12 protein-coding genes are annotated in these 14,524 nt (G+C 62.8%); 2 read left to right on the top strand and 10 right to left on the bottom strand.

The features are described from left to right. Positions 1-34: 34 nt before the first annotated feature. Positions 35-2,236 (bottom strand): catalase/peroxidase HPI, encoded by a 2,202-nt coding sequence (gene katG, locus NKJ94_RS16245; protein WP_352526389.1) that lies wholly within the window; start codon positions 2,234-2,236, stop codon positions 35-37. Positions 2,237-2,363: 127 nt separating this feature from the next. Here katG and NKJ94_RS16240 point away from each other — a divergent pair, with 127 nt between their 5' ends. Continuing rightward, positions 2,364-3,272, top strand: coding sequence for a hydrogen peroxide-inducible genes activator (locus NKJ94_RS16240; RefSeq protein ID WP_352526388.1), 909 nt, complete (start codon positions 2,364-2,366; stop codon positions 3,270-3,272). A 72-nt stretch (positions 3,273-3,344) separates the two neighbouring features. Here the strand turns inward: NKJ94_RS16240 and NKJ94_RS16235 are convergent, their stop codons facing one another. Further along, positions 3,345-3,947 carry a cupin domain-containing protein gene (locus NKJ94_RS16235; RefSeq protein ID WP_352526387.1) on the bottom strand — a complete coding sequence of 201 codons (603 nt, stop codon included), beginning with the start codon at positions 3,945-3,947 and terminating at the stop codon, positions 3,345-3,347. A 514-nt stretch (positions 3,948-4,461) separates the two neighbouring features. Beyond that, on the bottom strand, positions 4,462-5,145 hold the full coding sequence (locus NKJ94_RS16230; protein WP_352526421.1) for a glutathione S-transferase family protein: 684 nt from the start codon (positions 5,143-5,145) through the stop codon (positions 4,462-4,464). Positions 5,146-5,496: 351 nt separating this feature from the next. On the opposite strand from NKJ94_RS16230, the gene NKJ94_RS16225 reads away from it, so the two are divergent. Then, positions 5,497-6,390, top strand: coding sequence for a hypothetical protein (locus NKJ94_RS16225; protein ID WP_352526386.1), 894 nt, complete (start codon positions 5,497-5,499; stop codon positions 6,388-6,390). 45 nt (positions 6,391-6,435) lie between these two features. Here NKJ94_RS16225 and NKJ94_RS16220 read toward each other — a convergent pair whose 3' ends face one another. The 7 genes from NKJ94_RS16220 to hisS all read right to left on the bottom strand — a co-directional run bounded on the left by NKJ94_RS16220 (position 6,436) and on the right by hisS (position 14,497). Further along, positions 6,436-7,359 carry a LysR family transcriptional regulator gene (locus tag NKJ94_RS16220; RefSeq protein WP_352526385.1) on the bottom strand — a complete coding sequence of 308 codons (924 nt, stop codon included), beginning with the start codon at positions 7,357-7,359 and terminating at the stop codon, positions 6,436-6,438. Between the two features lie 191 nt (positions 7,360-7,550). Continuing rightward, a complete protein-coding gene (locus NKJ94_RS16215) occupies positions 7,551-8,654 on the bottom strand; it encodes a calcium:cation antiporter (protein ID WP_352526384.1) in 1,104 nt (367 codons plus the stop codon). Between the two features lie 73 nt (positions 8,655-8,727). Continuing rightward, positions 8,728-10,494, bottom strand: coding sequence for an AMP-binding protein (locus NKJ94_RS16210; RefSeq protein ID WP_352526382.1), 1,767 nt, complete (start codon positions 10,492-10,494; stop codon positions 8,728-8,730). Positions 10,495-10,525: 31 nt separating this feature from the next. After that, positions 10,526-10,735: a hypothetical protein gene (locus NKJ94_RS16205; protein ID WP_352526381.1), complete on the bottom strand. Its 210-nt coding sequence runs from the start codon at positions 10,733-10,735 to the stop codon at positions 10,526-10,528. A gap of 181 nt (positions 10,736-10,916) precedes the next feature. Next, positions 10,917-11,615 (bottom strand): ATP phosphoribosyltransferase, encoded by a 699-nt coding sequence (gene hisG / locus NKJ94_RS16200; protein WP_352526379.1) that lies wholly within the window; start codon positions 11,613-11,615, stop codon positions 10,917-10,919. Further along, positions 11,612-12,730, bottom strand: coding sequence for an ATP phosphoribosyltransferase regulatory subunit (locus NKJ94_RS16195; RefSeq protein WP_352526377.1), 1,119 nt, complete (start codon positions 12,728-12,730; stop codon positions 11,612-11,614). The genes hisG and NKJ94_RS16195 overlap by 4 nt, the downstream gene beginning before the upstream one ends. Before the next feature lie 207 nt (positions 12,731-12,937). Beyond that, positions 12,938-14,497 (bottom strand): histidine--tRNA ligase, encoded by a 1,560-nt coding sequence (hisS, locus tag NKJ94_RS16190; RefSeq protein WP_352526375.1) that lies wholly within the window; start codon positions 14,495-14,497, stop codon positions 12,938-12,940. Between the last annotated feature and the right edge of the window lie 27 nt (positions 14,498-14,524).

Raw genomic sequence — 14,524 nt, 5'->3', positions numbered from 1 at the left:
GCGCCTATTTTTGTTAGAGCATCACTTGCCGCCCTCAGGATTGGGCAAGATCGAAGCGATCGGCGTTCATCACATTGGTCCAGGCCGCGACGAAATCCCGAACGAACTTCTGCCCGGCATCCGCCGACCCGTAGACCTCGGCAAGCGCACGCAACTGCGCGTGCGAGCCGAAGATCAGGTCGGCGCGGGTGCCGGTCCACTTGACCGCCTTGGTCTTGCGGTCGCGCGCTTCGTAGATTTCATCGGAGCCGGCGGCCGGATCCCAGACCGTGTTCATGCTGAGCAGGTTGACGAAGAAATCGTTGGTCAACGTGCCCGGCCTGTCGGTGAACACCCCGTGCTTCGACTTGCCGGCGTTGGCGCCGAGCACCCGCAACCCGCCGACGAGCACCGTCATCTCCGGCGCCGTCAAGGTCAGCAGCTGCGCCCGATCGACCAGCATCGCTTCGATCGACATCGGCTGGTTGCCCCTGACATAATTGCGGAAGCCATCGACTTTCGGCTCGAGCGCGGCGAAGGACTGGACATCCGTCTGTTCCTGCGAGGCGTCCATGCGGCCTGGCGTGAAAGGCACCTCCACGTCATGGCCGCCGTCTTTCGCTGCCTTCTCGACCGCGGCGACGCCGCCGAGAACGATCAGGTCGGCAAGCGAGACCTTCTTGTCGCCTGTCTGCCCGGCATTGAACGCGCTCTGGATGGCTTCGAGCCGCGCAAGCACCTTCGACAGTTCGGTCGGCTGATTGACGTCCCAGTCCTTCTGCGGCGCCAGGCGGATGCGGGCGCCGTTGGCGCCGCCGCGCTTGTCGGAGCCGCGGAAAGTCGAGGCCGAGGCCCAGGCGGTCGAGACCAGTTCGGAAACGGACAGGCCAGAGGCCAGGATCTTCGCCTTCAGCGAGGCGATATCCTGCTCGCTGACCAGCTCGTGATCGATGGCCGGGATGGGATCCTGCCAGATCAGCTCTTCCTTCGGAACGAGCGGGCCGAGATAGCGGACGACCGGACCCATGTCGCGGTGGGTCAGCTTGAACCAGGCGCGCGCGAAGGCGTCGGCGAAGTGATCCGGATTCTCATGGAAACGCCGCGAGATCTTCTCATAGGCCGGATCGACGCGCAAAGCGAGGTCGGTGGTCAGCATCGCCGGCGCGCGGCGGTTCGACGGATCGTGCGCGTCCGGCACGGAGCCTGCACCGGCGCCGCCCTTCGGCGTCCACTGATGGGCGCCGGCCGGGCTCTTGGTCAGCTCCCATTCGTAGTTGAACAGATTATCGAAGAAGTTGTTGCTCCACTTGGTCGGGGTCGTGGTCCAGGTCACCTCGAGGCCCGAGGTAATGGCGTCGCCGGCAATGCCGGTGGCATGCTTGCTCGACCAGCCGAGGCCCTGCGCCTCGATGCCGGCGCCTTCCGGCTCCGCTCCGACCAGCGATGCATCACCGGCGCCGTGGGTCTTGCCGAAAGTGTGACCGCCGGCGATGAGCGCCACGGTCTCCTCGTCGTTCATGGCCATGCGGGCGAAGGTTTCACGGATGTCGCGTGCCGAGGCCAATGGATCGGGCTTGCCATTCGGCCCTTCCGGGTTGACGTAGATCAGCCCCATCTGCACGGCGCCGAGATGGCCCCGAAGTTCGCGGTCGCCGGAATAGCGCTCGTCGCCGAGCCATTTGGTTTCCGATCCCCAGTCCACGTCCTGCTCTGGCTCCCAGACATCGGCGCGGCCGCCTGCGAAGCCGAAGGTCTTGAAGCCCATCGATTCCAGCGCGACGTTGCCGGTGAGGATCAACAGGTCGGCCCAGGAGATTTTCCTGCCGTATTTCTGCTTGATCGGCCACAGCAGCCGACGCGCCTTGTCGAGATTGGCGTTGTCCGGCCAGCTGTTGAGCGGCGCGAAACGCTGCTGGCCGGCGCCGGCGCCGCCACGGCCGTCGCCGATGCGATAGGTGCCGGCGCTGTGCCAGGCCATGCGGATGAAGAGCGGGCCGTAATGGCCGAAATCGGCCGGCCACCAATCCTGCGAATCGGTCATCACCTGGTGCAGGTCCTTGATCACCGCATAGAGATCGAGGCTCTTGAATTCCATGGCGTAGTCGAAGTCCTCGCCCATCGGGTCCGAGAGGCTCGACTGCTGGTGGAGAACGGCAAGGTCAAGCTGGTTTGGCCACCAGTCACGGTTGGTCCTGCCGGCCGATCCATGTGCGACCGGGCATTTGCCGGCGCTGTTGTCGTCGGTTTTCGCGTCCATCTTTGCCTCCGATTTGCTGAATTTCCGGGCGGGCCTCGAGCCGCACCACTCTGGAATGGTCCCAGACTAGGCCGCCTTGCCGATAAAAACAAATTGCCTTTCCTGTTTGTTGCGATAGGTTTTCCTTATGATTGGCCTGACCGTCCGGCAGATGCATTATTTCGAAGCGCTGGCGCAGACGCTGCATTTCGGCCGCGCGGCGAAGCTCGCCGGCGTCAGCCAGCCGGCGCTGTCCTCGCAGATCGCCGAGATGGAGCTGCGGCTCAATTGCCAGCTGTTCGAGCGCGGCGGCAAATCGGCGCGCATGACCGACGAGGCGCAGGCCTTGCTGCCGCGCATCGAGCGCATTCTTGCCGACATCCGCGACGTCGAGGCGACGGCCCGGCGCGGCCGCCCGGCGATGGAGGGACGCTTCCGGCTCGGCATCATCCCGACGGTGGCGCCCTATCTGCTGCCGCATGTGCTGCCGGAGCTGAAACGGCATTTCCCGGCCTTGCAGCTCGAATTGCGCGAGGCGGTGACCGCGTCGTTGGTCGATGACACCAGTTCGGGAAAGCTCGACGCCTTCGTCGCGGCACTGCCGCTGAACTATCCCGGCCTGGTCACAGAGCCGCTTTTCTCCGACCGGTTCTTCCTTGCCGTGCCGGCCGGCGATCCCGCCTTCGCCTCGCCGCCAGTGCCACCGGAAAGCCCGGCGCTGGAAAGGCTGATGCTGCTGGAAGAAGGTCATTGCCTGCGCGAACAGGCGCTCGCCGTCTGCGGCAGCGTGCGGCCGGTGGCGATGGCAAGCTACGGCGCGACCAGCCTGACGACGCTGCTGCAGATGGTGGCGCACGGGCTCGGCGTCACGCTCGTCCCGGAAATGGCGGCAGGACCGGCCAGCGCCATGCGCGATTTGAAGATCGTGCCGTTCCAGGAGCCGATGCCGCAACGCACGATCTGCCTGGCGTGGCGGCGCAACAAGGTCCGCCACGACGAGTGCGTCGAACTGGCGAAGATCATTCGGGGATTGGATGAGGCAGTGCTGGCGGCTTGAGCAGGGTATGTTGGCAAAAGGCCTGGTTTTAGCCCCGAAGCGAACTCGCAAGCCCCTTCGAGTGAAACGGCTTCAATCTCTGTTCCAGGCTGCGAGCAACGGGCCTTTGCCTCCATAGACAGGATCCTTCCGCGGACGGCCAACCCTGGGTATCGTTACGACCGCCTTGGCGTGCTCCGCAGCAGTCGTACATTCGTCATAGGTGCCGGATGGAGGATAGGCGCCGACGACTAAAAAATCGTCGGACGCGGAAATGCGTTGGTGCCCGGTGCCGGCCGGAAGAACCGCGACGTCGCCGGCCTTCAGCGACAGCGTCCGTCCCTTGTTGCCGCCGAACCGGACTTTGGCCGTCCCGCGCGCAACCCCGAGCACCTCGTGGATTCGCGAGTGGTAGTGAACGTAATCGTAGATGCCATTGCGCCAGCTATCCCCCCATCCATTCGCTTCGAAAAGCGCCTCCATGACGGCCGCCGGATCGAAGTCTTCGGGCAACTTCACAGCGCCGCGATAGACGACAAGCGGCCAGAACGGATGGTTGGGCACCAGGCCATCATCCTTGAACAGAAATGCATTCGGTCTGCGCGGCCTCAGGAGATCGGGAACCTCTCGCCTGTCCGGTCTAGCGATACCGGTGACCTGCTCGACAGTTTTCTTCATGCTTTGCAGAATGCTCATGACGCAGCCTTGCATTGGTGGTCGGAAGCTTCATACCGATTTAACCGGCTGCATGGCGTGTCGGTTCCGCTGAGGGTAAAGATCTGCGATCCATGCGGCCGCCATGGCGGCGCCGCAACAAGGTCCGGCGCGATGAATGTGTCGAGCTGGCGAAGATCATCCGCGGGTTGGAGGCGGCGGTGCTGGCGGGGTGAGGTGCGCCGTACCATCCAACGGACGGTCTGGTGTTGTGAAGGGTTTCGGATGCCGGCCCTTCCGTGGGCGGTGCCGCGCGCCGGGGCCGGCGTCCGGAAGCCTTCACATAAGTGGACCTTCATGTCGCTTCTCCACAGCGGACGTTCGTGCGACGGTCGAAGTCGGTCCATCGAAGTTGATTAGCGTCGTCCAATATCGGTGGGCCGCCCAGGCTGCCGTTGCGCTGCATTACAAAGGCACCCAGCGCCGACGTCGCACTGAGCCCGGCCAGCAGGGGCGCTCGAAATCCACCGACAGCAGACCCTGCCGGTTGCATATATCAGGCGGCAACAGTCTCGTTTTGCGGGAACATGGCGCGACGTGTTTCGGTGTCGAGTTCGGCCTTGAAGGTATGTTTCGCCTTCATATCCAAGGCGCGCTGAACGGCGGGGCGCTTGGTCACTTCATCCATGAAGCGCATGACATTGGGATAGTCGCCAAGGCCTTTCTCGCCGAATACATATCCGGCCGAGGCGGCCCAGCCCCAAAGTGCCATGTCTGCGATTGTGTATTCGTCGCCTGCCAGATATCGAGCCTGCCCAAGGCGATGGTCCAGAACCGAATAGTGTCGCTCGACTTCCTTCACGTAACGATTTTTCGCATAGGCGATGTCTTCCGGAGCGTAGTGAAGGAAGTGGATCGCCTGGCCGGAAAACGGCGACAGGCCCGTTGCCACGAACTGCAGCCATGACAGCATGACGGCCTTGCTCTTCAGCTCGCTGGGAAGAAACTTTCCGTGCTTCTCGGCGAGGTAGAGGAGGATGGCATGGGAGTCGAAGATAGTCACATCCCCGTCGACCATCGCCGGAACCTTGCCGTTAGGATTGATCACCCTGAATTCGGGCTCGTGCTGTTCGCCTTTGAAGATATCGATCGGCGAGACGTCGAAGGGCAGTTCCAGTTCTTCCAGCAGGACCGCCACCTTCATCGAATTCGGCGTGGCATGAAAATACAGATTGAGCATGTTTTTCCGTCCCATCGTTGAACATCTACCCAGTCCGGCCAATTGCCACCTGCTGATGTTGAAGCGCCCGGAACATGCTGGTTTGCCCAACAGCGCGCCAATCGATCTCACGGATTGGTGGTATCGAGCCCGTTCATGGCTGGTCAGGTGGTGGGATGGTTTTCGATTTTCGCAAGTACCAAACTCATGAAGATGATTAATTGGTCCCATCGTGCAAGGCGATTTCTCAAGGCGCGCGCGGGGTTCTAGAGCGGTGACATCAACCGATCGAAAGGAACCCCAATCATGATCTCTCGCTCTCTATTGGCTGGCGTCGCCGCCATAGCTTTCTTCAGTTCTGCATCGCCATCGATGGCCGGCTCCACGGCTCAGGGTATCTCGTTCACCTCCGATGAGAGTTATCCGGAAAGCATCTCGTGGTCGGCCAAGCAGGACACCTTCATGGTCGGCTCGGTGCGTCATGGCCTAGTGGCGAAAGTCGACGAAGCTGGGAAGTACACGGGGTTCGTCAACGACGCGAAATTGGTTTCCACGGCGGGCCTGCTAGTCGACGACAAGCGCAATACGCTCTGGGTGACGAACTCCGATCCGGGCGTCGGCGATCGCACCAATGCGACGACCCAGGGCAAGCTTGCGGGGGTGGCCACATACGATGCCACGACCGGCCAGCCTCGGGCCTACTACGATCTAGGCAACCTTAGCGAAGGCACGCATTTTGCCAATGATATCGCGCTCGACGCCGATGGAAACGCTTATGTGACCGACAGCTTTGCCCCGATCATCTACCGGATCGATACGGCAGGCAAGGCGACGACCTTTGCGCAGGACCCGCGCTTCAAGGATGGCGATGGCTTCAACCTGAATGGCATCGCCTGGCACAAGGACGGTTATCTGCTCGTTGGCAAATACAATACGGGTGAGCTGTTTCGCGTCAGTATCGCCGATCCCGGCAAGGTCGAACTGGTGAAACTGCCCGAGCCCCTGACGGGTGCCGATGGCATTCAGCTGATCGATGACCAGCACCTCGTCATCGTGCAGAACCTTGGCGTGGGTCGTACCGTCGAACTGGTTTCCACCGACGGGTGGGCCTCGGCAACAGTCGTCCGGCAGGAAGCCAGCATCATGTCGATGCCGACGGCCGCCGCGATTGTGGGCGATGACATCTACGTGCTGAACTCGCGACTCGATACACTGTTCGACCCCGCTGCCGACAAGGTCGGCGACTACCTGCTTCAAAAATTCTGATTGCACGACATGGGGTGGCCGGAACGGGTGCGCGGCGTCCGGCCACTACTCTTCGTGACTGCTGCGAGCGCTTTGCATCACCAGCTTGCGCAGCCACATGTGCGCAAGGTCACTGCGCATCCTCGGGTGCCAGAACAGGTTCATGGCGAACGGCGAAAGTACCAAGGGCGCTTCGAACAGATCAAGGACCTGAGCGAAGCGCCTCAGGAAACGCCGGGGCAGAGTGCAGATCAGATCGCTGTTCGCCAGAACGAGGGGGGCCAGGGCGTAGCTCTGGATGGAGACCGTCACGTTGCGCTCGCGGCCAATCTCCGCAAGCGCGTCATCGATCATCCCTGCAAAGTGCCCGCCGCTCGTCGAAATGAGCAGATGGTCGAGGGCACAGAACTCGTCCAAGGCAATTGGTCCCTTGCCCCGTGGATGGCCGTGCCGCTGGGCCGTGACGAATTCCTCTTCGAACAGTTTTTGCCCGATCAGACCACCCGAGCCGTCTTCCGCGGCCCCGATGAAGAGATCGACGTCGCCCTGCTCCAGGTGCTCGACGATCCTCGGCTTGTTGGGCACTGTAAAAGCGACCTTTGCGTTGGGAGCTTGGGATTTGAACCGCGGAATGAGGTCCGGAGCCAGGATCGCCGCCGGATTGTCCGTTGCGGCAATGCGATAGACACGTTTGCTTGTCGCAGGGTCGAACAGATGGGCGGTATTCACAAAATCGCTCAACCGCTCGAGCAGGCGCGTGAGTTCGGCCTCAAGCGCCAGGGCGTGAGGCGTGGGGGTCATCCCCCGTCCGGACGCCGCCGTGGTGAAGAGTGGATCGTTCAGCAACTGGCGCAGCCGGGTCAGGCGGGCCGACAAAGCGGATTGGGTGATGTTCAATCTCGACGCCGCATGGGTGACGTTCTGGTGCTTCAACAGCGCGTCTAGTGTCAGCAGCAAGCCAATGTCGAAATCCGATAATCGTTGAGTCAATGGGGCCTCGCAACAGTAGGCGACATTCAATCGATAGCGATCTCTAGCACGGCTTCTGGCTCGGTCCTGTCATTAGCTGTTTCTAACGTCTGGCGGCCTTGTTCTTCTGACGTTGTGCTACATTAATCCATGCATGACAGCGGCGTGTTCGACCGCACATTGAGCGGGCAAGCTCACCTCGCCCCACGCCCTCACGGCACAAATATCAAAAACACATAAGTAAAAAACACCACCAGATGCACCAAGCCGGTCAAGAACGTCGTTCTCTCCGTGCTAAAGCTTACATTGCATATGAAAAGCGCCAGAATCAAAAGCACCGTGTCGGTCGACGGCAGCCCCAGGGTCAGCCCTCTTCCGGTCAGCAGGCTGGCGGCGGCGATTCCCGGTATTGTCAAACCGATTGTGGCGCAAGCCGAACCCATCGCGACATTCAAGCCGCGCTGCAGCTCGTTGTTGAGTGCGGCACGAACCGCTGAAATGGCCTCCGGCATCAAGACCAGCCCGGCGATCATTGCGCCGACAATGGCGTCGGCCTGGGTCACCTGGTAGGCGATGAGCGCATCTTCGACGCTTGCGGCGACTTGCTCGGCCAGCATGACAATGCCGATCAGCCCGATCAGCAGGAGCACGGCGCTGGCGGCGAGGCTTTCGTGAGCGTCGGTTCGCGTCGAAATGCCGTGCGCTTGTCCGTCGATGAAATCGTCCCGGTGGCGGACAGTCTGCGCGAACAGAAAACCGGCATAAAGCAGCACTGAAAGGACGCTGACAAAGCCAAGTTGAGCCGCCGAGAATGTGCCAGGATCCGTGGTTCGCGTGTAGGTCGGCAGAATAAGCGTCATGACGCTGAGCGCGACCAGAACCGCCAGATAGGCGCTGGTCCCCTGGCGGACGATTGCCTGCTTGCGATGACGCCAGCCGCCAAGCGTGAGACACATGCCGACAACGCCGGTGGAGGTGATCATCACCGTCGAGAAGACGGACTCGCGTGCAAGCGTCGGGTTGTTCGCTCCATGCAGCATTATGGAAACGATGATCGACACTTCGATTGCCGTCACCGCAATGGTCAGCACCAACGTGCCGTACGGCTCGCCTACACGCCGAGCCACCGCCTCGGCGTGGTCGAGCACCACGAAAATCGTGGTGAACATGATCGCGCTCGAAAGCGCGCCGATAAATATCCTGGTGCTCAGCGACCCTTCGTCTACCGAGACCCCGCTGGCCTTGACCGCGACAGCCATCGCCAGGGCGGCCAGCGGCATTCCATAGGAAACCGCCGATCGTGCGAAACCACTCATTCAAGCCCCTTTGCAAACCCCGTTTCGCAAGCCCCTTCTGCGAACCCTGCGAAAAGCCTGAAGCGCTGCCCGCTCAAGCCGTCTTCTGCGTTACCAGCCCAAGCTCCGCCACCATGGCCTCGCGCATCAGGAATTTCTGCGGCTTGCCGGTCACCGTCATCGGCAACTCGGTGCGGAAGCGGATGTAGCGCGGGATCTTGAAATGGGCGATCTGGCCGGCGCAGAACGCCTTGATCTCCTGCTCCGTCGTGATCTGGCCCGGCTTGAGCACGATCCAGGCGCAAAGCTCCTCGCCATATTTCGAGTCGGGAATGCCGAACACCTGCACCTCCTTGACCTTGGGGTGGCGATAGAGGAACTCCTCGACCTCGCGCGGATAGACGTTCTCGCCGCCGCGGATAACCATGTCCTTCACCCGGCCGACGATGTTGCAATAGCCCTCTGTATCGATGGTGGCGAGGTCGCCGGTGTGCATCCAGCCGTCGGCGTCGATCGCCTCGCGGGTCTTCTGCTCGTCGTCCCAATAGCCCTTCATCACGGAATAGCCGCGCGTGCAGAGCTCGCCCGGCGCGCCGACCGCAACGGTGGCGCCATCGGCGTCGATGGCCTTGACCTCGACATGAGGATGGACGCGGCCGACGGTCGAGACGCGTTTTTCCAAGGGATCGTCGACGCTGCTCTGGAACGAGACCGGGCTGGTCTCAGTCATGCCATAGGCGATGGTCACCTCAGCCATGTGCATCAGCGACACCACCTTCTTCATCACCTCGATCGGGCATGGCGAGCCGGCCATGATGCCGGTGCGCAGGCTGGAGAGATCGAAGGAGGCGAAATCCGGATGGTCGAGCAGGCCGACGAACATGGTCGGCACGCCGTAAAGCGCGGTGCAGCTTTCCGTCGCTACCGCCTTCAACGTGGCGCCAGCATCGAAGCCCTCGCTGGGGAAAACCATGGTCGCGCCCTTGGTGACGCAGCCCATCGTGCCCATCGACATGCCGAAGCAGTGATAGAGCGGCACCGGGATGCACAGCAGGTCGTCAACGGTGAGCCTGATTGCCGAGGTGACGAAATTGCCGTTGTTGACGATGTTGTTGTGGGTCAGCGTCGCGCCTTTGGGCGCACCTGTTGTGCCGCTGGTGAACTGGATGTTGATGGCGTCGTCCGGTTTCAGCCCTCCGGATATCCGGTCGAGCTTGTCATGCTCGTCGCGCCCGGCCATCGCCAGCACGTCAGCGAAATTGAACATGCCCGCAGAATTCTCCTCGTCCATGCGGATGACGATCTTCAACGCCGGCAGCTTGTTGGCGTCGAGCTTGCCGGGCGCAGCCTTTGCGATCTCCGGCGCCAGCGTCTCAATCATGCCGAGATAGTCAGAACTCTTGAATGTGGCGGCGGTGACCAGCGCCTTGCAGCCGACCTTGTTCAAGGCATATTCCAGTTCGACCAGCCGGTAGGCCGGGTTGATGTTGACCAGGATCAGGCCGATGCGCGCGGTGGCAAATTGCGTCACCAGCCATTCCCAGCGGTTCGGCGACCAGATGCCGACGCGATCGCCTTTCTCGAGGCCGAGCGCCAGGAAGCCGGCGGCGAGGGCATCGACGGTCTCGGACAGTTCGTCCCAGGTAAAGCGCTTGTCCTGATCGACGAAGACGGCGGCATCCAGCGTGCCATATTTGCCGACCGTATCGGCAAACAGCGCCGGGATCGTCAGGTTGAGCAGCGGCACGCTGCGCTCGCCCGAGACATGCGCCGTGCCGTCGACCGGCGCAATGAACGAGCCGCCACTGCGCTTGCCGCGCAGGTTGGTTGCATTCTTCAACTCGTCGAGATTGATCGGCATCGCCGTGTCCTCCGCAGACAGGCCGAGCCTATCAGCCCGGCAGGACGGTGGAAATCCCGTCGATGGTACGGTTGGGAGGTTGGAACGTGAGGGATGGCGCCGAAAATAAAAAACCCGCCTCGGCGGGCGGGTCGTCGGCGCCAATTGGCACCATAGCGAGATTAGTAGCATAGCTGCCGGAACAAAGAAATAACAACGTTGCTGCGCTTTTTATAAAATTGCTTCTGGCGCCAGCGGCCAAGCTGCTTATCTCCCCCTTGTGGGGTATTTGGCCGGCTGGCCAGTGGGGGTCGTCTCGCGTGGAGCTCCAGCCTGTTCTGTTCGTTAGGAGAGTCGCGTCAAGACGTACCGACCCCCTCTGTCGCCTTCGGCGACATCTCCCCCTCAAGGCGGGAGATAAGCAGCTTCGCCGACGGCGAAAGCTATCTCTCCACCGATGCCATCCTGGCCGCAATATCGCGCAAAGTCACCTCGTCGGCCGCCGAACGCTGCTTTCTCGAAGCGACGAGACAAGCCTGCGACCGCAGGATAAGGCCGTCGGCCAGCACCTTGAGATGGTTGGCGCGCAGCGTCGAGCCTGACGTGGTGATGTCGACGACGATATCGGCCAATCCGGCCGCCGGCGCGCCTTCGGTGGCGCCGAGGCTCTCGACGATGCGGTAGACCTGGATGCCGTGCTTTTGCGAAAAGAACTGCTGGGTCAGGCGCCAGTATTTGGTGGCGATGCGGAGCCGCCGGCCATGGCGCTGGCGGAAATCGGCGGCGACGTCGTCGAGGTCGGCCATCGTGTCGACGTCGAGCCAGATGTCGGGCACGGCGACGACGACATCGGCATTGCCGAAACCGAGGCGGGCGATGATTTCGGCGCGCGTCTCGCAATCGGCAAGGTTTTCGCGCAACAAATCCTCGCCGGTGATGCCGAGATCGACCGAGCCCTGGCCGATTTCGCTTGATATCTCTGAGGCGGACAGGAACGCTATTTCGACGCCGTCCATGCCTTCGATGCGGGCGCGGTATTTGCGCTCGTCGCCGGGCAGGCTGACGGCGAGCCCGGCCTTGGCCAGCACTTGCAGCGCCTGCTCCTTGAGCCGGCCTTTCGACGGCAGCGCCAGCGTGATCATGGCGCCTTCTCCCGCAGTGCCTCGATGCGGTCGAGCCAGACGGAAAAGCCGACGCCGGGGATCGGTGTTTTTGCGCCGAGCAGCGTCAGCAGCCGGTCGTAGCTGCCGCCGCCGGCCCGCGGCCGGTCGCCGCCCTTCGCCGCGACCTCGAAAACCAGGCCGGTATAGTAATCGAGCGGGCGGCCGAAGGCGGCGTCGTAGCGGATTGTTTTCGCCGGCAGGCCGAGCGCTTCGATTGCCGCGGCGCGTGCCGAAAAATTCTCCAGCGCAGCCCCCAGCGAAAGGCCGGCATCGGCTGCAAAGCTTTCGAGCGCCTGGGCGGCGTTATCGAGCGGCACGTCGATCGCCAGAAAACTCTTCAGCGCCGCAAACGCCTCGTTCGACAGCCGCACGCTGCGCAGCTCGGCCTTCTCGATCAGCCGCCGCGCGATTTCGGACGGCGAACGCCCGGCCGATGCCGACAGCCCGGCCTGTTCCATGCCGCCGGCGATATGGGCCGAAAGAGCTTCCAGATCGCCGTCGAGGACAAGCGCAGCCACCGCGCCTGCCAGCTGGCTGTTGCGCGGCGGATTGGCGAGGTCGGCAAGGGCTGCTTCCAGCATCGGCGCCGAGCCGAAGGCCCGCGCCAGCCGCATGCGCCAGCCGCGCGGCAGGCCAAGCGCTGCAAGCACCGCCTCGAAAATGGTCTGGTCGCCGAGCGTGACCGCCAGTTCCTGGCCGGGCAGCACCAGCGAAAGCAGCGCATGCGCATCGGCCAGCGAACGGGCATCAGCCTGCGGCGTGTCGCGGTCACCAAGATCCTCGATGCCGGCCTGGAAGAACTCGTTGCCGCCCTCGCGGCGCTGGCGAAACACTTCGCCGAGATAGGAATAGCGGCGCGGCGTACCGGCCTGGCTGGCGATGTGGTCGAGGCAGACCGGAATGGTGAATTCCGGCCGCAGGCAAAGCGTCTGTCCGGTCTCGCTTTCGGTGAGAAAGATGCGGCGCCGCAAATCCTCTCCGGCCATGTCGAGGAAGGGATCGGCCGGCTGCAGCACCGCGACCTCGACGGCATGGGTGTTGCGCGCGGCGAAGAGCTTGGCGATGTCGGATGCGATGGCGGGGCGGGAGGTCATGGCAGGCGCCCTTCCCTTCTCCCCTTGTGGGAGAAGGTGGATTGGCGCGCAGCGCCAAGACGGATGAGGGGTGCTGGAAGAAATGAGGCGTTGGCGTCCCCTGGAACACCCCTCATCCGACCGAGCTTCGCTCGGCCACCGCCCTGGGGCGAGCCACGTGTCTCGCCCCGTCCTTCGGACCCCACAAGGGGAGAAGGGAGCGGCGCCCTACTTGCCACGCGCCGGCTCCCCGGACTGCGCCGCCAGTATCTTCTTCACCTCGGCGACCAGCTCGCTTTCCGCCACCGTCACCTGCGCCGGCCGTGCCGCGCGCCATTCGGCGTTGTCGGCGATCTCGGCCGACATCCGCGCGCCTTCAATCAGGTCCTTGATCTGCACCTCGCGCTTGGCGCGTTCGTCGCCGCCCTGGATGATGGCGACCGGGCTGCCGCGGCGGTCGGCATATTTCAGCTGCGCCTTCATGCCGGCGCCGCCGAGATACATTTCGGAGCGGATGCCGGCGGCGCGCAACTCGGCCACCATCTTCTGGTAGCGGCCGAGGCTTTCGGTGTCCTTGTCCATGGTGAGCACGACGACCGGCGCGATCACATCCGACGTGTCGAGCTTGCCGAGGTTCTTCAGCGCCGTCATCAGGCGCGAGACGCCGATGGAAAAGCCGGTCGCCGGCACCGGCTCGCCACGGAAGCGCGAGACGAGCCCGTCATAGCGGCCGCCGCCGCCGACCGAGCCGAAGCGGACGATTTTTCCCTCTTCATTGGGGATTTCGGCCAGCAGTTCGGCCTCGTAGACCGGGCCGGTGTAATATTCGAGGCCACGGACGACGGAGGGGTCGATGCGGATGCGATCCTCACCGTAGCCGCTTTGGGCGACCATGGTTCTTATCTGCTCCAACTCCGCAAGACCCTCAACAAACGAGGCATTCGTTATGCCCAGATGTTCGAGTTTCCTTTCCTCGACAAGATTGCTGAGCCCTGGGGTGATAGATCCCAGTGTCTGGACAATTTTTTCGGGATCATGCTGCGCCATGACTGTGAAATAGCTGATGACAACGTCGATTTGCGCATTATCCAGCCCGGCGCCCTTGGTGAAATCACCGCTCTCGTCCTTGCGCCCGGCGCCCAAAAGCAGACGAACCCCCCCGACGCCCAGCTTGTCCAGCTTGTCGATCGCCCGCAGCACCTGCAGCCGGCGGCCAGCGTTCTCGTCGCCACCAAGCCCGATCGCCTCCAGCACGCCGTCGAGCACCTTGCGGTTGTTGACGCGGATGACGTAGTCGCCGCGCTTGATCCCCAGCGCCTCCATCACGTCGGCCATCATCATCGCCATCTCGGCATCGGCGGCGACGCCCGGGGTGCCGACCGTGTCGGCGTCGAACTGCATGAACTGGCGGAAGCGGCCGGGGCCGGGCTTCTCGTTGCGGAACACCCAGCCGGAGCGATAGCTGCGATACGGCTTCGGCAGGCGCTCGAAATTTTCGGCAACGAAGCGCGCCATCGGCGCGGTCAGGTCGTAGCGCAGCGACAGCCATTGGTCGTCATCGTCCTGGAACGAGAACACGCCCTCGTTCGGCCGGTCCTGGTCGGGCAGGAATTTGCCCAGCGCATCGGTGTATTCGATCAGCGGCTGATCGACCGGCTCGAAACCGTACAGCTCAAAGACCGAGCGGATCGTCGCCATCATCTTCTCGACGGCACGAATGTCGTCGGCACTGCGGTCGACAAAACCACGCGGCAGCCGCGCTTTCATCTTTTCGGATTTGTCGGCCATGGGATGGGGTACTTTGCTAAAGCAATC

The sequence above is a fragment of the Mesorhizobium sp. M0060 genome (assembly GCF_040323155.1).
GTDB lineage: Bacteria > Pseudomonadota > Alphaproteobacteria > Rhizobiales > Rhizobiaceae > Mesorhizobium.
This window is presented reverse-complemented; position numbering and strand designations above follow the sequence as displayed.